Below are 21,175 nucleotides of genomic sequence, written 5' to 3'. Positions count from 1 at the left end.
AGGAATAAAATGTCAGGACATTCAAAATGGAAAACAATAAAGGCTAAGAAAGGTAAAGAAGACCAAAGAAGAGCCTCAGTATTTACAAAACTTGCTAGATACATCACTGTAGCGGTTAAAGAGGGAGGAGCAAATCCAGAATTTAATCCATCACTTAAATCAGCGATAGAAAAAGCTAAGTCTGAGAACATGCCTAACGACAACATTGAAAGAGCTATCAAAAAAGGTGAAGGCGGCGAAGGCGATGCAAGCTACGAAAACGTTGTATATGAAGGATACGGCGTTGGTGGTGTTGCTGTTATAGTTGACTGCTTAACAGACAATAGAAATAGAACAGCTTCAGACGTAAGACACGCCTTTGATAAACACGGCGGAAACTTGGGAACAACAGGCTGCGTATCATATCTATTCGATAAAAAAGGCTTTATCGCCATAGAAAAAGACGATTCAGTTGATGAAGACACATTAACTATGGACGCAATCGACTTAGGTGCAGAAGATTTTAAAGCTTTTGAAGAAGGCTATGAGATTTACACATCAGTTGAAGATTTTAACAAGGTAGTAGAAGGACTAAAGGACAGAGGCTACAAGCTAAGTGACTTTGACCTATCAAACATACCTCAAACAACAGTAAAACTTGACGAAGAACAAGCGATTAAGTTTGAAAAGATGGTTGATGACCTTGAAGAATCAGACGACGTTCAAAGCGTTTCACATAACTTAGAAGATTAAAATGAAGAATATTAAATTATCAGTTGCTATTATATTAACCCTTAATATAATAGCACTTATATTATGTCAAGCAATTCAAACAGTTTCCTATGATGAAAACGCTGTTTATATGAACGCAAAGCATTTAGATGACTTTGATTATATCGATAGATCAGAGGAAGAAGTCTTAGTTGCTTCAAAAATTATAGCAGGCTACCTAAGAGGACAAAATGCAGATGAGCACCTAAGCTTAATTGGCTTAAACGAAAAAGAAATAAGCCACATGAGAGACGTAAGACATATATATAAAGTACTAAACATTATTAAAATTATATCTGCAGCAATAACTTTATTTATAATACTCTTATACGCTTGGAAAAAGATTAACGTATTTAAGTTTAAAGAGCTAAGAAATACTTTATTTATAGGATACTTAGTGCCAATAATTTTTGGAGCTCTATATTTAACAGACTTTTCTGGAGCCTTCGTAAAATTTCATGAGATATTCTTTGATAATCAACTATGGCAGCTCGACCCAAGCACAGACCTTTTAATTAGACTAATGCCAGAAGAGTTTTTCATTAATGGCTTCATAAAAATATTAGCCTACTATACAGTATCGATATTCGTTATTCATATTTGTAGCTTTTACTATGTAGCGAGATGTAGTAGTAAAATGAAGAAGAAGGGAGTATAAAATTCATAAATGTTAGATATAGCTAAATTTTTAGATCAAACCAATTTAAAACAGGACGCAAGTGAATCTGATATTATAAAGCTTGTAGAAGAGCAAAGAAAATATAATTTCAGATCACTATGCATAGCACCGTCGTTTTTGCAAGTTGCTCGTAAAAACTTGCAAAATATTTACTTAAGTACAGTGATAGCATTTCCTAACGGTTATGCTACGACTGAATCAAAAATATTTGAAACAAAAGATGCGATTAAAAATGGAGCAAACGATTTGGATATTGTTTCGAATATCGGAAGAATCAAGATGAGAGACTATGAATATCTGAGTAAAGAGGTAAATTGTTTAAGAGAAGCTTGTAAAGACCATGTAATCAAATTTATAATAGAAACATCCTTTCTTAACAAGGAAGATATATATTTTATAACAAATATTTTAGTAGAAGAAGGGGCTGACTTTGTGAAAACATCAACAGGTTTTACGAAGTCCGGAGCAAATTTAGAAGACATAAAATTTATAAAAGAAAATTTTGGAGAGAAAATAAAAATAAAAGCCTCCGGAGGAATTTCTGATTATAAAACTGCGATTAAATTCATTAGCGCAGGTGCTGATGTTATCGGCACTTCACACGGTTTAGACATAATAAATTATAAAGAAAATTAAAATTTTTTTATTTAAAAACATAAATCTAAATATGAATTTTTAGAAATAAAGCTTGCATTTTTATAAAAAATAGTGTAATATATATGTAACATATAGCCGTTATTATATGAAAAAAATTTTAAGGGGGAATATTAATGAAACTTAAAAAGACATTAGTGTTTTTATTAGTACTTTCTATGGTATTATCAGCTTTCGCATTCGCATGTGGTAAGAAGACTGATGAACCAGCAGAAAATGATACTGAAACAGAAGCACCAGCTGATGACGAAAATGCTGAAGAACCAGCAGATGACGAAACAGCTGAAAGACCAACTGAGCCAAGTGGCCAATTAATCATTGGTACTACTACTGAAATGAGTGGAGACTTCTCAGGAGTATGGCAAAACAACGCATCAGACGCTGACGTTAGACGTTTAGTTCAAGGCTACGGTACAGTTGATCAAACTGATGAAGGTGAATACGTAATTGACGACTCAATCGTTGAAAAGTATGATACTAAAGAAAACGAAGATAAGTCAAAAACTTACACTTTCACAATCAAGCAAGGTCTTAAATTTGCTGACGGTAAAGAAATCACAGCAAAGAACTATGTAGCAGGAACAATGCTATGGGCTTCAAGACTTATTGGACCAGACTTTTGCGGTGGTAAAAACACAGCAGGTATCGACCTAGTAGGTTATGATGCATTTAGTAAGGGTGAAAAGAAAGAGTTTACTGGTATTCATCTAATTGATGATTACACATTCTCAGCAACTATTAATCCTGATAATACACCATATTTCTATGAATTAAACTCTGTAGGTGCAGGCCCAGAAGATCTAGAATTTTGGTTAGGCAAAGATGTAGACATTAAAGATGACGGCGATGGATGTTACTTTGTTGAAGATATTAATACTGAAGAGTTCAAAAACGCAGTTAAAGCTGCAAGAGATAAAAAGACTCTACCTTCAAGCGGTCCATATATGTTAGAAAAATACGATGAAGCACAACAATTAGCAACTATGGTTATCAACCCTAACTTCCAAGGAGATAGAGTTGGTAGAAAACCTCTAATTTCAAAAGTTATTCTTAAGAAGATAACTCAAGCTACTCAAATCGACGACTTAAAAACTGGTGGTGTTGATATAATCAAAAACATCGGTGATGGTAAGACAATCAACGCTGGTATGGACTTAACAGAAGGCGAAGGATTTGCTTACACTGACTATCCAAGAGCTGGTTATGGTAAGATCGCATTCTCTTGCGACGTTGGACCAACTCAATTCGTAGAAGTAAGACAAGCACTTGCTTACTTACTAGACAGAAACGATTTCGCTAAACAATTTACAGGCGGATACGGTTCTGTTGTAAACGGACCTTATGGTACTGCTCAATGGTTCTATCAAGAAACACAGAAAGAACTTGATGAAAAGCTTAACTCTTATCCATATGACCCAGCTAAGGCTGTAGAATTATTGGAAAAAGCTGGTTTCACTCTAAACGAATCAGGCGCTGAATTTAAAGAAGGCGACGGAATCAGATACAAAAAGATGGATGACGGTAAGTTAATGCCACTAGAAATCAAATGGGCATCTACTGAAAACAACGAAGTATCTGACCTACTAGTTGTTAAACTAGCTGAAAACCCTGACCTTGTAAAAGCAGGTGTTAAGATTCAAAGAGATGCAATGAGCTTTGACGAATTACTAAACTGGTTATACAGAGACGCATCACAAGATGCTAAATACGGAGTTCCAACATATAACATGTTCAACCTAGCTACAGGATTCACTCCATGGTATGATCAAAAATACACTTACTCAACAAAAGAAGAAATGATCAAGATGGGTTACAACACTAACTTCATCTTCGATAAAGAACTAGAACAAGCTGCTACAGACATGGTAATGATCTCTCCAGATCAAAGAGACGTATTCAAGGACAACTTCGTTAAATTTGTAACTAGATGGAACGAAATGCTTCCTGACCTACCACTATACTCTAACCAATACCATGACTTCTACAATGCTAAACTTAAACATTGGGTAACTTCAGAAATGAAGGGATTAACAGCAACTATACTAGATGCTTGGGTAACAGAATAGTAAAGATTAAAATTAAAAAAACATTTTGTGGAAGGCAATAGAAATATTGCCTTCTATAAAAATACAGATAAGGTGGATGATGATGGGAAAATATGTTATAAAAAGAATACTTTACATGGTATTTGTATTCTTTGTTATGTCTATTTTACTTTTCTTCTTATATAACATGATACCTTCTGACCCGGCTAGAGCAGAGCTTGAACCAATGAAGGCAAAATTAAAAGTAGAAGAGTATAATAAGAGATACAAAGACTTAAGAAAACAATATGGTCTTGACGATCCTATGATAGTTAGATATGGCAAGTGGCTTGGTAGATTACTACAAGGCGACTTAGGAGACTCAAGAGTATATAAAGACAAGGTTGTAAACGTTGTACAAGAACCTTTAAAACTTACTATATTTATTAATATTTTTGCAATAATTATAGGTCTAGGCATTACTATACCTTTAGGTATTGCGTGTGCCGTTAAAAAGAATTCAGTTTTCGACCAAGTAACACAAGTATTAACTGTTATAGGTTATTCTATACCAGTATTTATCACAGCACTATTGTTTATATATGTCTTTAGTGTTAAGTTACAATGGTTCCCAGTAAGTGGTATGAGAACTGCAGGTAAGAATTATACAGGTATTAAAGATACAGTAGATATCTTTAAGCACATTGCACTTCCTTTAATAATCATGACAGTTGGCTCACTTGGCGGTATGACAAGATATGTCAGAGCTGCTATGGATGACGCATTAAGCATGGATTATATTAAGACTGCAAGAGCAAAGGGCTTAAAGGAAAAAGCTGTAATTTATTCACACGCATGGAGAAATGCACTTTTACCAGTAGTTACACTAATTGTTGGCTGGTTTATGAGTATATTCTCTGGATCACTAATTATTGAATCAATGTTTAATTTAAATGGTATGGGTAAGTTCTACATAGATGCTTTAAACAAGAAGGACTATGACTTAGCACTTGCAATTCAGTTATTCTATATAATAATAACTCTAATCGGAAACTTAGTTACTGACTTGACATACGGCTTAGTTGACCCTAGAGTTAGAGTAGAAAATTAGGAGGTTACAATGGAAAAAGATAAAAAAGACTTAAAAGAAACAAACCAAATACCTCCAAAGAAAAAAGGATTTAGTTTATTTAAGAAAAAGAAAAAAGACGTTATGGTTGAGGATGACATTCAAACTCCTTTTAGAACCATTTTAAACGTATTCCTTTCAAATAAGGTAGCAATGACTGCATTTTTCATTTTCTTTGGTATATTCTTATTAGTATTGATAGGACCTTTATTCAATCCTTTAGACTTATCATATGTTGAAACAACACAAGCAAACATTGCTCCAGGTTTTGATATACTTCCGTTGCCAAATGGACTTAAGAATATCAAGACACTTAGTGTTGGATCTACATTTAGTGCTGCTGTTGATGAGAATGGTAAGATTTTTGTTTGGGGCAAAACTAATATCTCCAAAAAGGTTGATATTAGAAAAATACCTAAAGAAGTAAAGAAGGCTGGAAAAAACATCATTAAAGTAGCTTGTGGTACTGACCATGTAATAGCTCTTACTGATGATGGTAAAGTTCTTGGCTGGGGTAATAACAGACTACAACAAGCTAAGGCACCAGCAGAATTACTTGGAACAAAAATTGTTGATATCGCTGCTTCAGACCAAGTTTCTTATGCTTTAGATGAAGATGGAGACACATACGCTTGGGGTAACATGGGCGTTAATGACTACAAAGAAGGTCATGAATATAAAGGAAATATTGCTAAGATAGTTCCAAACCCTAATACAGCTTGCGCTATCACAAAAGATGGTAAAGTTGTTCACTTAGGTGCTCAAGAGTCAGGTTTATCTAAGATACCTGAAATTAATGAAAAAGTTGTTGACCTTGCTTCTTCATACAATACATTTGTAGCTGTAGGAGAATCAGGCAAGATGTATATGTGGGGTAACCCAACTACAACTGGTGAGTGGGACGTTCCTGAAGACATAGAAGGTAAGGTTAAGAATATATACGGACAAAGATATTCATATCTTGCTAAGTTAAACGATGATACTATCGTTGAATGGGGTTCTAACTCACTAGGACAACTTAATGTACCTCAAGAACTTAGAGGTAAAAAAGTAGATAAAGTTTATACTGGTTTCTATCAAACACATGTTGTTGACCAATCTGGAAAGGTATATAGCTATGGTCACAAAGGTTATCTACTAGGTACTGATGACCTAGGCAGAGATATCTGGAACAGAATTCTAAACGGTGGTAGAAAATCTATGACTATAGGTGCTATCGCAGTTATAATCTCGACTATCATCGGCGTAATCGTTGGTGGTATTTCAGGCTTCGTTGGAGGCTGGGTTGATAACGTATTACAAAGGGTTGCTGAAATGATAGGTTCACTACCATTCCTACCATTTGCGATGATATTATCAGCACTTGTTGGCCAAACAATGACTGCCGACCAAAAGATCTTTATGATCATGATTATACTTGGTTTACTATCTTGGACAGGACTTCAAAGACTTGTTCGTGCTCAAGTACTTTCAATTAGAGAGCAAGAATACGTTGTTGCTGCAAGATCACTAGGTATTAAAGAAAAGAACATTATATTTAAACATATATTACCAAACACTATATCTATAATTATAGTTAATGCTACACTATCATTCGCATCAAGTATGCTTACTGAAGCATCACTATCATTCCTAGGCTTTGGTGTTCCAGCACCATATCCAACTTGGGGTAATATGCTTAACGGTGCTAATAACTCTATAATTATTCAAAGATACTGGTGGAGATGGGTATTCCCTTCTATCATACTAGGTGTTTGTGTAATTTGTATTAACTTAATAGGTGATGGCCTAAGAGATGCTATCGACCCTAGATCAGCTGAAAGATAGGAGGTAAGATTAATGGCATTATTAGAATTAAAAGACTTGCATACCTTTTTTACAACAAAAAAGGGAATAATCAAAGCTGTTAATGGCGTTTCCTATTCAGTAGAACAAGGTAAAACATTAGGAGTAGTAGGAGAAAGTGGTAGTGGTAAGAGTGTTTCTGCCATGAGTATCATTAAACTGCTTGATGGTAACGGATATATTGACAGTGGTGAAATTTGGTTTAACGGAGAAAATATTACTGATATACCTAAGAACAAGATGGGTCATATCAGAGGTAATGATGTTTCTGTTATATTCCAAGAGCCAATGACTTCACTAAACCCAGTATTTACTGTTGAAAGACAAGTTAGTGAACCGTTCATTATTCACCAAGGAATGAACAAGAAAGAAGCAGCTGAAAAAGTTGTTGAAATGCTTAGCATGGTTAAGATACCAAATCCAGAGACTGTTGCTAAACAATATCCTCACCAATTATCAGGTGGTATGAGACAAAGAGTTATGATCGCCATGGCACTTGCTTGTGTTCCTAAGCTTCTTATAGCTGACGAACCAACAACTGCTCTTGACGTTACAATTCAAGCTCAAATACTTAGATTAATGAATGATCTTAAGAAGAGAATTGGTACTTCAATACTATTTATCACTCATGACCTTGGCGTTATTAACCAAATGGCTGACGACGTTGCTGTTATGTATTGTGGTCAAGTAGTTGAAAAAGCATCAAGAGATATTATCTTCGAAGGAAAGAGTAAATTCATGCATCCATATACAGAAGGACTTATGGTATCTATACCAAGATTGGATACTCCTCAAGGCATGAAGCTAGATGCAATACCTGGAGCTGTTCCACATCCACTAAATTTACCTAAGGGCTGTAAATTTGCGCCTAGATGTAAATATAGAACTGAAAAGTGTGATAACTATCAACCAGATTTAGTTAAAGTAGATGAAAATCATGAAGTAAGATGTTTCTATCCTGAAAAGGGGGTAAGATCCGATGGAAAATAGAGAATTACTATTTAGAATACAAAACTTAAAACAATACTTCCCTGTACAAAAAGTAGGTAAGGAAGTTAAATATGTAAAGGCTAATGATGATATCTCATTGGATATTTACAAGGGAGAAACTATCGGCTTAGTTGGTGAATCTGGTTGCGGTAAATCTACTTTTGGTAGAACATTACTACAATTATACAAACAAACTGACGGTAGAACTATTTATTATGGTAGAACTAGATGGGAAGTTAATCCTAAATATGTATATAAATTAATAAATGGTTTCGCTAGCCATAAGAATAAACTAAAAGAGCTTAAAGCTGAGATTGAGAAGGATACATCTGCTTATGAAGCACTTGCTGAAGGAAAAGAAAAGGGCGAAGCTTTAAATAAGCTTAGAGAAGCTGAAAAGCAATATAAACTTCTTTACAAAGACCTTGCACAAATAGCTGGAGCTTTAATATATCATGACAATGAAAGTGAAATTAAATCTTTACTTTCAAAGGAACAAGAATTAAATCACAAAATATTTCTTGCAAAGAAAGATGGAAAAGAAGATTCAGCATCTGAGAGCGAATTAAAAAATGTTGAAGCAAAGCTTGATTCTCTTAGAGAAGAAGTTAAGGGACATGCTGAATACGAAAAAGCTGAGGGATATAGAGATGCCGGTGTAAACCTAGCTGAACTTGAATATGAAGAGATGAGACACTTAAGAAAAGATATGCAACTTATCTTCCAAGACCCATACTCATCACTTAACCCTCGTATGACTGTAGGACAAATTATATCTGAAGGTTTAGTAGCTCACGATATCTACAAACGAAAAGATAAGGCTCTACAAGATTACGTTGTAAAAGTTATGCAAGACTGCGGTCTAGCTCATTACTTTATTCATAGATATCCTCACCAATTCTCTGGCGGTCAAAGACAAAGAATTGGTATCGCTAGAAGTGTTGCTTTAAAGCCAGACTTCATCGTTTGCGACGAAGCAGTATCAGCTCTAGACGTATCTATTCAATCACAAATTATAAATCTATTGATTGATTTAAAAGAAAAAGAAAATCTAACATATCTATTCATATCACATGACTTGTCAGTTATTAAATACATTTCTGATAAGGTCGGTGTAATGTACTTAGGAAATATAGTTGAATTTGCTGACTCTAAGGAGTTATATGCTAGACCAGTGCATCCATATACAGAAGCACTTTTAGGCGCAATACCAACTACTGATTCTAAGAAAGAAATACAAATTCTAGAAGGAGATATACCAAGTCCTATCAATCCACCTAAGGGCTGTAAGTTCCACACTAGATGTAAATATGCTACTGAAGAGTGTAAAACAGTTGTTCCAGTATTCGAAGAAGTAAGACCTGGACACTTTGTTGCATGTCATCATAAGCTAAATTTGGATAAATAATGTTTTTTCAAAAGAAAATTGATCGTGCATTCGATGAGCTAAAGAAAAAATCTGGCAAGTATGATGAAAAAGGAAACTTAATTCATACTGAGCAAGAAGAAACTGAAAAAGGCGATGTTTCTGCTATGTTTTTAGCGGCAGCCAAAGTATTCGGACCAATCTTTATAGTTTTGATTATAATTTTAATATTAACTAGACCAAGATAAAGAGTAAAGCTACGAGTGATCGTAGCTTTATTTTTTAAGAAAATATTTTATGAGATGTAGATAAAATTTTTAGTTCTTGTTTAGTTTAACGCGATTAAGGGTAAATAAAGAATAAGATTAAAGGAGGTTTTCTTATGAAAAGGAAAGTATGTTTATTATTAATATTATTACTTATGTTTACGAACGTAGCTTATGCTGCTGATCTTAAAGTTAGCGTGCCGAATGGCTATGTGCTAAATAATGCAGAAGTAGAAAGACTTAACTTAGTCATTAACAATAAGATGAAAGAAGAAAACAACGAAAGAGAAGACTTAGTTGGATATGTAATACCAGTATATAATCTTTCTACAGAGTACTTATTTAACAACGCTAATAAAACATTAGAAGATTCCTTTGTCAATAAAGGAAACGCCATTATGATAATAAAGGACAAGATTGGACCATTTATGCAAGTTGGACTAGTCAAATCAAATAAGGGACTTATAGTTGAGACATATTCAGACATCAGTGATGGACTGCTTGAAGCCATAACTTTGGTTAAATCAAAAAACATGAGCAATGTTAGATATCTAAGCATTGATCAAACAAGCAAACCAAGCATATTACTTGCGAGCGAAGGTAAGGTCAATAAGGCGATAGCAGTTGATTTATTAAATGATAGAGTAAAAAATAATACAAAGGCCGAAGATGCAATACTTGAAACTAAAGATGTTTATGAGCAAATTAAGCAAAATAAGATAGCCGACATGGAATTAACTGTTGAAAATCTTAAGAAAGGCGAGCCATATAAGACTGATCAAGTACCATTATTTAAGCCAGTAGAAGCTAAAAAATCTGATAAAAAGAGCCCAGTTAAGCTAATAATCATACTTATACTAGTAGTTTTATTAGTAGTAGCTGCTTACTTTGTTTTAATGAAGATGTCTTCAAAGAAAGGTACAATAAAGAAGAAAAAAGCAAAAAAGACAGATGATGATTATGATGAAGGAGATTTTTAGCCTAAATTAGTCAAAGAATTTATAGGGGGGGGTAAGTACATGTTTTTATACAAGTTAATTATGCTGATATCTACAGCTTTTATTCCACTTTTACTGATAGTAATAGGGAAGATATTTGCAAAATATCCAAGCAAAGAGCCAAACATTGCTATAGGCTTTAGAACAAAGTTTTCTATGAAGAATAAAGACACTTGGGACTGTGCACAAAAACTTTTCCCAGAAGTTTGGATAAAATTAGGAAGAGCAATACTTCCTCTTAGCCTTATCATACTTTTCTTACTATATAGTGAAGATAGAGACTACACAGGAAATTTAGTCTTAATTCTTATGCTAGTACAAGAGGCATTATTGCTAGGCTCAATATTTTATATAGACTTAAAGCTAAAAAATATTTTTAATAGCGACGGAAGCCGCAAACAAATTAATTAAAAAATTAAGGTCAAAGTTTATTTCTTTGACCTTTTCTTTTTGTTTTATCCCTTAATTTCATTTATAAATGGACTTATATCGTAGTCCGTGTTGTTTCTCTCTTTAAAAGCGAAGATATTTAAATTTTCTTTCGCTCTAGTCATTCCAACGTAGAAAATTCTTCTTTCTTCTTCAAGTTCTGCATCGCTCGCATTATTTGAGCCAGGTATTTCATCATCAACTATATCAATCAAAAACACTGTGTCAAATTCAAGACCTTTAGCGCCGTGTATTGTTGACAGTATCACATTCGATTCATTTTGTGAGTAAATTTTATTTTTCAAAACATTGAGCCTTAGCTTAAGCTCATCTATATTTTTAGTATAAAGAGCAATTTGCTTTAAAAAGTAGAGCATAGTTAAAAGTTTGTTAAAAGACTCACTGTTGTCACGGCCCTTTGTTCTCAAGTAGCCTCTGTAATTCATGTCATTTTGAATATAATCAATGATATTTGATGGCTTCATCTTTCTTATGGTTTTGAAGTCCTTCATCAGTTCAAGAATATAATCTTTTTTATAGCTTTGAATCGCTTCGGATCTATACAGAGTCTTTAAAACATCGACATCAGTTAATGTGTATATCTCATTTATGTCTTGCTTTGATAAATATCCTTTAATTTTATAATAAATCTTTCTAAATAGACTAGCGTCATTCATATTTTGAGAAAAATTATAGATATCAAAGATGTCTTCAATAATCCAGTGACTAAAAAATCTATCTTTTTTATCATAAGACGTAAAATTAATCATGTAGCGCTCTAAGTATTCAGCAAGCGGTATTTGAGAAATATTATTTCTATATAAAACAGCTACAGTGCCAGACGCGTCCTTCAAGTACTTTGCAATATAGCGGTACTCGTCGAGGTCTTTGCCAAAGAGTTTCACATTGACAGGAGCACTTCCTTTTTTAGACGCATTTAATTCTTTTACATATCTTAGCTTATTGTTCTTAATCAGTCTATTAGAAGCAGTGATTATGCTTGGCGTAGACCTATAATTTTCACTAAGCCTATAGATATGAGCACCTTTATAATGCTTTTCAAAATTTAGTATCCTCTCAGGGCAAGCGCCTCTAAACCTATATATAGATTGGTCATCATCAGCAACAACGAAAAAATTATTATCTTTATTAATAAGCTTATCAAGTATCATAAACTGTATGGACGAGGTATCTTGGCCCTCATCAAGAAGGATGTATTCGTATTTGTCCTTAAATTTTGAAATAATATGTCTATCTTTTTCAAGTAAATCATTTGCCATCACAAGCATATCATCAAAATCTATGAGACGCTTTTTCTTTTTATAAGCTTCAAAATCATCGACCACGACCTTGTATTCAAAAGGTCCATCTGCATCTGTATAATCTTCGTTGGTGTTTTTAATATAACCAAGTATAGATTGTATTTTATCTAAATCCTCTTCGCTTGGATAATTTTTTAGCTTATCCACATATATCTTTCTAAGAATATTTCTCGATTTAGGCGCATTTTCAACATCAAGTAGGGTGTATTTAATTTTTTTATATCTCTCAAACTCTCTAATAATTTTGTATGACAGGGCATGAATGGTTAAGACGCCGACCTCTTTTGAATAATTTTCGTCAAGCGCTTCAAGTATTCTTCTTTGCATATCAAGCTGCTGGGACTTAGCAAAGGTTATAGCAAGAATCTTATATGGGCTAATGCCTTTATCTTCGATAAGATATTTAATACGATTCACTATAACAGTAGTTTTGCCAGAGCCAGGAACAGCTAGGACAAGGGCGGGGCCTTTATCATGTCTAGATGCTTCGAGCTGATTTGGATTTAATTTCATTTAATCACCATAGATATTATATAACAAATTTAAAGAAAAATAAAGGTTTGCTAAGTAAGTCCACATGTGGTATAATAAAAGCGTAAGTCATAATTTTACATATTATTTTAAGGGGGAGATATATTTTGTTAATGAATAATTTTCTAAAAACTAGAAAATCAGTGAGAGATTTTAAACTTAAGCCGCTAAGCGATGATACACTTGTTAAAATCAAAGCTATATGCTCTGAAACATCTAAGGAAGATGGACAAAGCTCTGTAAGCTTTAACATTGTTAAGGACGGAAAAATGGTTTACGAAGCTTTAGATGGTCACGCTGGCTACTCAGGTGTTATGATTAAATCACCTCACTATATCGTTATCAATAGAAGCGATGACTCAGCAAAATCAATGATCTTGCAAAGTTATTACACAGAAAGTTTAATCACAAAGCTACATGGTCTTGACATTGCTACTTGCTGGGTTGGTTTATTTGGTGTATCCGAAGATAAAAAGAGAGAAGTTTTTGATATGTATGCAAACAATTCAGACTTCATTCTAGCTATTGGATATGAAAAACCATCAAACCCATTCGACCTTGATAAATATTCTGAAAGAAAACCAGTTGAAGAAATCGTTTTCGATGGCAGTTTTGCTAACAGCATGGATATAGAAATGCTTGAAAACTTAGGTTTAGACGATGTTTTCTATTATGCAAGATTTGCACCATCAACATCAAACCTTCAACCATGGAGATTTATAATCAAAGGAAGCTATGTTTATCTATATATTGACGATAACAATGGAAAGCCATCATATGTTGACGCAGGTATCATGATGTACTACTTAAGAAGTATGCTGCTTATGAGAAATGACAAAAACATGTGGGAACTAGCTGAAGACGAAGAGCTTGTTGACGGCTTTAGATTGATAGCAAAGATTAGGCTATAGGAGGAAATATGAAACTATTTATTGATACAGCTAATGTTAATGAAATTAGAGAGATCGCTAATTGGGGAGTAGTTGATGGAGTTACTACAAACCCAAGCCTTATCGCTAAAGAAAAAAGAGATTTTAAAGAAGTTGTTACTGAAATAACTGGCATTGTAGATGGACCTATATCTGCAGAAGTTGTTTCACTTAAACATGATGAGATGGTAGAAGAAGCAAAAGAACTTGCTAAGATACACAAAAACATAATTATAAAAGTACCTATGACTGAAGAAGGACTTATAGCTGTTAAAGAATTACACGCTATGAGCATAAAGACAAACGTAACACTTGTATTTACTTCAACACAAGCACTTCTAGCTGCAAAAGCTGGAGCTAGCTATGTAAGCCCATTCTTAGGTAGACTTGATGATATATCAACAGACGGACTTAATTTAATCGAAGAAATTATGGACATATTTGATAACTATGATTATGATACTGAAGTTATAGCAGCATCTGTAAGACATCCAATGCATGTAGTTGAGTGCGCTAGACTTGGCTGTGACATAGCTACAGTGCCATATAAGGTATTTAAACAAATGCTTCACCACCCATTAACAGATAGTGGTATAGAAAGATTTTTAAAAGATTGGGAAAGTGTTAAATAGGAGAGAATTATGGATAGAAATTTAGTAATGAATTTAGCCAGAGTTACTGAAGCAGCTGCATTAAGCTCTGCTCCATGGCTTGGAAGAGGCGAAAAGAACGCTGCTGACGGCGCTGCAGTTGAAGCTATGAGAAGAATGTTCGATACTGTTGACATAGACGGTACTGTAGTTATAGGCGAGGGCGAGATTGATGAAGCACCTATGCTATATATAGGCGAAAAGATTGGTGATCGCAAGGACGGAGCACTTAAAGTTGATATAGCTGTTGACCCACTAGATGGAACAAATTCCATCGCCAATGGTATGCCAAACGCTATATCAGTTGTAGCTGTTGCACCAGCTGGCTGCCTATTACACGCTCCTGACATGTATATGAATAAAATTGCTGTTGGACCTAAGGCTAAGGGCGTTGTTGATATAGAAAAGTCTGTTACAGAAAATTTAAAAGCAGTTGCTAAGGCGCTTAACAAAGAAGTTTCTGAAACAACTGTAGTTATGCTAAACAGACCAAGACACGACGCTATAGTTAAAGAACTTAGGGACAATGGCGCTAGAATTAAATTTATAAATGATGGCGACGTTATCGCTGCAATACAAACTTGTTTTGAAGATACTAACGTTGATATGCTTCTTGGTAGCGGCGGTGCACCAGAAGGAGTTTTAGCTGCAGCAGCACTTAAGTGCATGGGCGGCGAAATGCAAGGTAAACTTTTACCAAAAGATGAGAAAGAAAAAGAAAGATGCATCAAGATGGGCATAAATCCAGATAAAATACTTCATCTTGACGATCTTGTTAAAGGCGATGAAATTGCTTTCTCAGCAACAGGTGTATCACACGGCGAATTACTTGATGGAGTTAAATTTATCAAGAAAAACGTTTGTGAGACAGAAACACTAGTACTAAGAGCTGAAACAGGCACAATTAGATTTATCAAAGCAACTCATATACTAGATAAAAAGCCGGAGTACGCTAAATGATTGTAGATAATCACTTAGATGATTATAAATTAGTAGAGCTACAAAATTTTGCTAAAAACTATGGGCTAAAAAACTTTACTAAGTTAAAAAAACTTGAGCTTATCGAATATATTCTTAAGAGCATCCGCACAAATCATGATGAGGATGCTTTTAAGTCGTGTAAGAATTTGGATGAATTTTTTGAAAAAATTAATAATGGCAGCGCATGTATTGATAAAAATAAATCAAAAGAAGAAAAAACTGATTCAAAAACAACTAAAGATAACTCTATAGATGGTATTGAAACTGTTGAAGTGACGGGCATCTTAGAGATACTTCCAGATGGTTTTGGATTTTTAAGAAGAGAAAATTATTCGCAAAGCGATAATGATTATTATGTTTCGCCAACTTATATAAAAAAGTTTTTATTAAGACAAGGCGATGAAATCACTGGCAAGGTCAGAAAAAAAGACGAATCAAATGAAGAAAATTCTAAAAATGCCATAGTTTATATCAATAAGGTCAATGGCGATAGTCTTGATACTTGCTTTAAGAGAGCAGACTTTGATGATTTGATTCCAGAGTATCCAGATGAGCTTATTAAGCTTGAAACGACTAAAGATGAACTATCAACAAGGTTTATTGATTTAATCTCACCTATAGGCAAGGGACAAAGAGGACTTATCGTTGCGCCACCAAAGGCTGGTAAGACTACTTTAATCAAAAAGATAGCCAACGCCATTAATATAAATCATCCAGAGATAAAACTTATAGTTCTTTTAATTGATGAAAGACCAGAAGAAGTTACCGATCTTAAGAGAAGCATCAATGGCGATGTGATTTACTCGACTTTTGACGAAGATCTTGAAAATCATATAAAGGTATCGCAAATGACGCTTGAGAGAGCGAAGAGACTTGTCGAGCATAAAAAGGATGTAGTTATACTTCTTGACAGCATCACAAGACTTGCCAGAGCATATAACATGATGATAACGCCAACAGGTAGATCGCTATCGGGAGGTTTGGATCCAGGAGCTTTATTTGGACCGAAGAAATTTTTTGGAGCGGCAAGAAACTTTAAGGATAAAGGCAGTCTAAGTATACTAGCAACTGCTTTGATTGATACTGGCTCGAGGATGGATCAAGTTATTTACGAAGAGTTTAAAGGTACTGGCAACATGGAGCTCTACTTAGATAGAGATTTATCAAACATGAGACTCTTTCCAGCCATTGACATATTAAATTCAGGCACAAGGAAGGACGAATTATTATTAGATGAAAAAACTTTAAAGATTCAAAGAAAGTTTAGAGCCTTGATGAATAAGAACGGCAATGAATACGCGGTTGAATATTTACGTAAATTCATGACAAATACATCATCTAATAAGGAACTTGTTAACAGTTTAGACAAAGCTTTAATTAAGAATGATTAATTTTATAAAAGACTTGTAAATGGTCTTATTATATGATATAATATATAAGGTAATATTTTGCATTGAAGAGTGGCTCGCCACTCTTTATTTTATAATGAGGGGTGAGAGATATGAATTACAAAAGTTTAAAAGAAAAACTTAGTCCAAGTGTAGCTAAAGCGCTTGAAGATTTAAAGGCGGAGCTAGTTGATATTGCTTTTACAAGACAAAAAGGCGAGATGACGGTAACTGTATTTGTATACAAGAAGGATGGTCTTGATATAGACCTACTTCAAGAGGCATCAGAAAAGCTAGATCCAATTTTTGAAGCAGAAAAAGAACTCAAGGACAAGTATTATTTAGAAATATCATCTCCGGGTATAGATAGACCTATAAAGACGGATGATGATTTTAGAAGAAACATGGACATGAAACTCGATGCAAAACTAAAAAATAACGAAAAGCACATAGGCATACTTAAAAAATACGATGAAGAATCATTCACACTTGATTGTGATGGAAAAATTATTGAAATCAAAAGAGCCGATGTAAAAAAACTTACGCAGGCTATAGAATTTTAGGAGGGTATGATGAACAAAGAGTTTATAGAAGCTTTAGACGAATTAGAAAAAAGCAAGGGTATATCTAAAGATGTTATTTTTGATGCTTTGGAAACTGCATTAGTATCAAGCTTTAGAAAAAATTTCCAAACTGAGCAAAATGTTGTAGTTGACATCAACAGAGAGACTGGAGATATAAAACTTTATTCGCAAAAAACTGTTGTTGACGAAGTAGAAGACGATGTCAATGAAATATCTTTAAAAGATGCTAAGAAGATTAGCTCTAAATATAAAGTTGGAGATACTGTTAATTTTGAAGAAGCTCCAAAGGAATATGGCAGGATAGCTGCTCAAACAGCTAAGCAAGTTGTAATACAAAAGATAAAGGACGCTGAGAGAGAAAGAATTCATGATGAATTTATAGTAAGGCAAGGCGAAATTATCACAGGACAAATACAAAGAATCTCAAACAAAAACATCTTCATAGATATGGGCAAGGTAGAAGGTATAATTCCACCGAGCGAACAAATTCCAAATGAAGTCTACAAGATGGGAGACAGATTAAAGCTAGTTATATCAGAGATTAGAAAGACTAGTAAAGGACCACAAATAGTTCTTTCAAGAGCAAAGGCTATCTTAGTTAGAAGATTATTTGAACTTGAAGTTCCTGAGATATCAGAAGGACTTATTGACATCTACTCTATCGCTAGAGAAGCAGGATCTAGATCAAAGATTGCTGTTTACGCAAAAGATGATAGCATAGATCCACTAGGCGCTTGCGTTGGACAAAAGGGTCAAAGAGTTAACTCCATAGTTGAAGAGCTAAATGGAGAAAAGATAGACATAATTATTTACAATGAAAATCCAGAGATATTTATAAAAAATGCTCTATCACCAGCAGATGTAGTTAGCTGCGAAATAAACGAAGAAGAAAAATCAGCCATCGCCATAGTACCTAACTCACAAATCAGTTTAGCTATAGGTAAGCAAGGACAAAACGTAAGACTAGCTGCTAGACTTACTACTTGGAAGATAGATATTCATCCAGAAGATCCTAGCACATTTACAGGACCAACAAGTGAGCCGTACTACGATGCTGACAATCAAGAGATATTAAATGATTCATTAATTGATTTATTTAGAAATGACGAAGAATAAAACTTTCGAAAGAAAATGCGTCGCATGCAGGTCATTTCACAATAAATATGAAATGCTTAGACTAGCTAAGACTGAGGAGGGCGTATTTATTGACAAAGATCAAAAAATACAAGGCCGCGGAAGCTATGTGTGCAATAACGAAGAATGCATTAATCATGCAATTGAAAAGAATTTATTTAAAAAATCTTTAAAATGTAATATAGATAATGAAACCTTAGAGGAGCTAAGAAATGTAAAGAAGGAGTGATTATATGAAGACAAGAGTTTACGAATTAGCGAAAGAATTGAATATGGAAACAAAAGAACTACTAGATAAACTCCAAGAACTAAATCTACCGCCAATGACTCACTTAAGTGGTGTAGATGAAGAAACAGCTAATATGATAAGAGATCTTTTTATAGAAGAAGATAAAATAGCTGTCAAAGAAAAACCAAAGAAAAAGATACACAAAATTAAAGAAGAAAGTGAAATAATAGATAAAAAAGCAAATAAAGCAAAGAAGAGCGCGAAAACTGAGTCTAAAAAGCCAGAATTAAAGAAGGCGGAAGCTAAAAAGGAAGAGGCTAAAAAGCCAGAAGCAAAAAGACATGAAATAAAGAAAGAAACAGAGCCAGAAGCAAAAAAGGAAAGCGCTGAGAATAAGAATAAAAATAAGGATAATAAAAACAATAATAGACAAGCAAACGCTGGAAACAAGAAAAACGCAAACAAGAACACAAGTAAGCAAAACAAGAAAAATGACAATAAAGCTCAAGAAGTAAAAGAAGAAAAAGTAGAAGCTAAAAAAGCTAAAGATGAAGTGGTTTATATCACTGATCCTATCGTTGTTAAGGACCTTGCTGAAAAGCTTGGCGTTGGTGTAAATCAATTAATTACTAAGCTTATCATGCTTGGACTTATGCTTAATCAAAACCAAAGCATTGACTTCGATACAGCTTCACTTATGGCCGATGAATTTGGCGTAAAAGTTGAATTAGAAGTACCTCAATCAGAAGAAGAAGCACTAGAACTTGATTTTGAAGACAGTGAAGACACTTTAGTTACTAGACCACCAGTAGTTACAGTTATGGGACACGTTGACCATGGCAAGACATCACTTCTTGATGCGATTAGACAAACTAAGGTACAAGCTGGCGAAGCAGGTGGTATCACTCAAAGAATTGGTGCCTACAGCATCAATGTTAAAGGCAAAAAAATAGTTTTCCTAGACACACCAGGCCACGAAGCTTTTACGCAAATGAGAGCTAGAGGAGCACAAATCACTGATATATCAGTAATAGTTGTCGCAGCAGATGACGGTATCATGCCACAAACAAAGGAAGCCATCTCTCACAGTAAAGCAGCTGGCGTACCTATCATCGTAGCTATTAACAAGATAGATAGACCAGAAGCAAATATTGAAAGAATATATCAAGAGCTAGCAGATAATGATTTACTTCCAGAAAAATGGGGTGGATCAACTATTACAGTAGAAGTATCTGCAAAGAAGAGAATCAATATAGATGAACTACTTGAAATGATTATTCTAGTTGCTGAGATGGAAGACATCAAGGCAAATCCTAACAGAAGAGCAATGGGTACAGTAATTGAAGCTCAACTTGATAAAGGACAAGGACCTACAGCGACTGTTCTAGTACAAAAAGGAACTCTTAAGAAGGGCGACTATGTTGTATCAGGAACATCTTGCGGTAAAATTAGACTTATGGTTGATGATAACGGTAAGGGCATCATGAAGGCAACACCAAGTACACCAGTTAAGATCATGGGCTTAAGCGAAGTTCCTGAAGCAGGCGAATTTTTCTACGCAGTTGAATCTGAAAAGAAGGCTAGAGCCATTGCTGAGATGAGAAAAGAAAAGCAAAGAGAAGAAATGATTACGGCTACTCAAAAAGTTTCTTTGGACAATCTATTTGACAGAATCAAAGAAGGCGAGCTAAAAGATTTAAATATAATCATTAAGGCAGACAACAAGGGCTCAATCGAAGCCATTGCCTCATCACTTACTAAGCTTTCAAACGAAGAAGTTAAGGTAAGCGTTATACACAGCGGTGTAGGAGGAATCAGTGAGTCTGATGTAATGCTTGCTAGCGCATCAAACGCCATCATCATAGGCTTTAACGTAAGACCAAACAATGGTGCGATGGACTTAGCAAACGCTGAAAGCATTGAAGTTAAGACATATAGAGTTATTTACGACATCATAGATGATATCAAAAACGCTGTTAAGGGTATGCTAAAACCAAAGACTAAGGAAACTGTTTTAGGTAGAGCAACTGTACGTGCTACATTTAGATTACCTAACGGACAAAGCATTGCTGGTATCTATGTTGACAACGGAAAGATTACAAGAAATTCAAGCATAAGACTTCTTAGAGACGATGTGGTTATTCATGACGGAGGCATTTCTTCATTAAAGAGATTTAAAGATGACGCTAAAGAAGTAGCTACTGGATATGAAGCCGGTCTAGGACTTGAAAATTACAACGATATCAAGGAAGGCGACGAAATGGAAGCCTACATCATAGAAGAAGTTAAGGCTTAAT

The 21,175-nt window shown here is 34.5% G+C and carries 20 protein-coding genes; 19 read left to right on the top strand and 1 reads right to left on the bottom strand.

Annotated elements, in window-relative coordinates; translation table 11 throughout:
* The first annotated feature begins 9 nt into the window (after positions 1-9).
* The 11 genes from M1R53_RS05030 to M1R53_RS04980 all read left to right on the top strand — a co-directional run bounded on the left by M1R53_RS05030 (position 10) and on the right by M1R53_RS04980 (position 11,112).
* Complete coding sequence (locus M1R53_RS05030; protein WP_249242205.1) at positions 10-732, top strand: YebC/PmpR family DNA-binding transcriptional regulator; 723 nt, start codon at positions 10-12, stop codon at positions 730-732.
* A gap of 1 nt (position 733) precedes the next feature.
* On the top strand, positions 734-1,408 hold the full coding sequence (locus M1R53_RS05025) for a TIGR01906 family membrane protein (RefSeq protein WP_249242204.1): 675 nt from the start codon (positions 734-736) through the stop codon (positions 1,406-1,408).
* 9 nt (positions 1,409-1,417) lie between these two features.
* The gene (gene deoC, locus M1R53_RS05020) at positions 1,418-2,065 is read left to right on the top strand and encodes a deoxyribose-phosphate aldolase (RefSeq protein WP_249242203.1); all 648 of its coding nucleotides are present in this window, start codon (positions 1,418-1,420) and stop codon (positions 2,063-2,065) included.
* A 134-nt stretch (positions 2,066-2,199) separates the two neighbouring features.
* Positions 2,200-4,149: an ABC transporter substrate-binding protein gene (locus tag M1R53_RS05015; RefSeq protein ID WP_249242202.1), complete on the top strand. Its 1,950-nt coding sequence runs from the start codon at positions 2,200-2,202 to the stop codon at positions 4,147-4,149.
* A gap of 82 nt (positions 4,150-4,231) precedes the next feature.
* Positions 4,232-5,218 carry an ABC transporter permease gene (locus M1R53_RS05010; protein ID WP_249242201.1) on the top strand — a complete coding sequence of 329 codons (987 nt, stop codon included), beginning with the start codon at positions 4,232-4,234 and terminating at the stop codon, positions 5,216-5,218.
* A 9-nt stretch (positions 5,219-5,227) separates the two neighbouring features.
* The gene (locus tag M1R53_RS05005) at positions 5,228-7,063 is read left to right on the top strand and encodes an ABC transporter permease subunit (RefSeq protein WP_249242200.1); all 1,836 of its coding nucleotides are present in this window, start codon (positions 5,228-5,230) and stop codon (positions 7,061-7,063) included.
* 12 nt (positions 7,064-7,075) lie between these two features.
* Positions 7,076-8,071, top strand: coding sequence for an ABC transporter ATP-binding protein (locus M1R53_RS05000; protein WP_249242199.1), 996 nt, complete (start codon positions 7,076-7,078; stop codon positions 8,069-8,071).
* On the top strand, positions 8,061-9,479 hold the full coding sequence (locus M1R53_RS04995; protein ID WP_249242198.1) for an oligopeptide/dipeptide ABC transporter ATP-binding protein: 1,419 nt from the start codon (positions 8,061-8,063) through the stop codon (positions 9,477-9,479). Before M1R53_RS05000 ends, M1R53_RS04995 begins: the two co-directional genes overlap by 11 nt.
* A complete protein-coding gene (locus M1R53_RS04990) occupies positions 9,479-9,685 on the top strand; it encodes a hypothetical protein (protein ID WP_070598949.1) in 207 nt (68 codons plus the stop codon). Before M1R53_RS04995 ends, M1R53_RS04990 begins: the two co-directional genes overlap by 1 nt.
* A gap of 134 nt (positions 9,686-9,819) precedes the next feature.
* Positions 9,820-10,683: a hypothetical protein gene (locus M1R53_RS04985; RefSeq protein ID WP_249242197.1), complete on the top strand. Its 864-nt coding sequence runs from the start codon at positions 9,820-9,822 to the stop codon at positions 10,681-10,683.
* 39 nt (positions 10,684-10,722) lie between these two features.
* Positions 10,723-11,112, top strand: a complete 390-nt coding sequence (locus tag M1R53_RS04980; protein ID WP_249242196.1) for an SdpI family protein — start codon at positions 10,723-10,725, stop codon at positions 11,110-11,112.
* Between the two features lie 44 nt (positions 11,113-11,156).
* On the opposite strand, the gene M1R53_RS04975 is transcribed toward M1R53_RS04980, so the two are convergent.
* On the bottom strand, positions 11,157-12,965 hold the full coding sequence (locus tag M1R53_RS04975; protein ID WP_249242195.1) for an ATP-dependent helicase: 1,809 nt from the start codon (positions 12,963-12,965) through the stop codon (positions 11,157-11,159).
* Between the two features lie 131 nt (positions 12,966-13,096).
* On the opposite strand from M1R53_RS04975, the gene M1R53_RS04970 reads away from it, so the two are divergent.
* The 8 genes from M1R53_RS04970 (at position 13,097) to infB (ending at position 21,174) form a co-directional block, all read left to right on the top strand.
* Positions 13,097-13,894, top strand: coding sequence for a nitroreductase family protein (locus M1R53_RS04970; protein ID WP_249242194.1), 798 nt, complete (start codon positions 13,097-13,099; stop codon positions 13,892-13,894).
* An 8-nt stretch (positions 13,895-13,902) separates the two neighbouring features.
* Positions 13,903-14,544, top strand: coding sequence for a fructose-6-phosphate aldolase (fsa, locus tag M1R53_RS04965; protein WP_249242193.1), 642 nt, complete (start codon positions 13,903-13,905; stop codon positions 14,542-14,544).
* 9 nt (positions 14,545-14,553) lie between these two features.
* Positions 14,554-15,522 (top strand): class II fructose-bisphosphatase, encoded by a 969-nt coding sequence (gene glpX, locus M1R53_RS04960; protein ID WP_249242192.1) that lies wholly within the window; start codon positions 14,554-14,556, stop codon positions 15,520-15,522.
* Positions 15,519-16,934, top strand: coding sequence for a transcription termination factor Rho (gene rho / locus M1R53_RS04955; RefSeq protein WP_249242191.1), 1,416 nt, complete (start codon positions 15,519-15,521; stop codon positions 16,932-16,934). The genes glpX and rho overlap by 4 nt, the downstream gene beginning before the upstream one ends.
* Before the next feature lie 110 nt (positions 16,935-17,044).
* Complete coding sequence (locus M1R53_RS04950) at positions 17,045-17,494, top strand: ribosome maturation factor RimP (RefSeq protein WP_249242190.1); 450 nt, start codon at positions 17,045-17,047, stop codon at positions 17,492-17,494.
* A 9-nt stretch (positions 17,495-17,503) separates the two neighbouring features.
* Entirely contained in the window at positions 17,504-18,631 is a 1,128-nt protein-coding gene (gene nusA, locus M1R53_RS04945; protein WP_249242189.1) for a transcription termination factor NusA, read from the top strand.
* Positions 18,603-18,878, top strand: coding sequence for an RNase P modulator RnpM (gene rnpM / locus M1R53_RS04940; RefSeq protein ID WP_249242188.1), 276 nt, complete (start codon positions 18,603-18,605; stop codon positions 18,876-18,878). Before nusA ends, rnpM begins: the two co-directional genes overlap by 29 nt.
* Positions 18,879-18,882: 4 nt before the next feature.
* Entirely contained in the window at positions 18,883-21,174 is a 2,292-nt protein-coding gene (gene infB, locus M1R53_RS04935) for a translation initiation factor IF-2 (protein WP_249242187.1), read from the top strand.
* The last annotated feature ends 1 nt before the right edge of the window (position 21,175 follow it).

The sequence above is a fragment of the Fenollaria massiliensis genome, from assembly GCF_023347705.1.
Taxonomy (GTDB): domain Bacteria; phylum Bacillota; class Clostridia; order Tissierellales; family Peptoniphilaceae; genus Fenollaria; species Fenollaria massiliensis.
The sequence above is the reverse complement of the archived record's forward strand: the minus strand, read 5'-3'. Positions and strand labels throughout refer to the sequence as shown.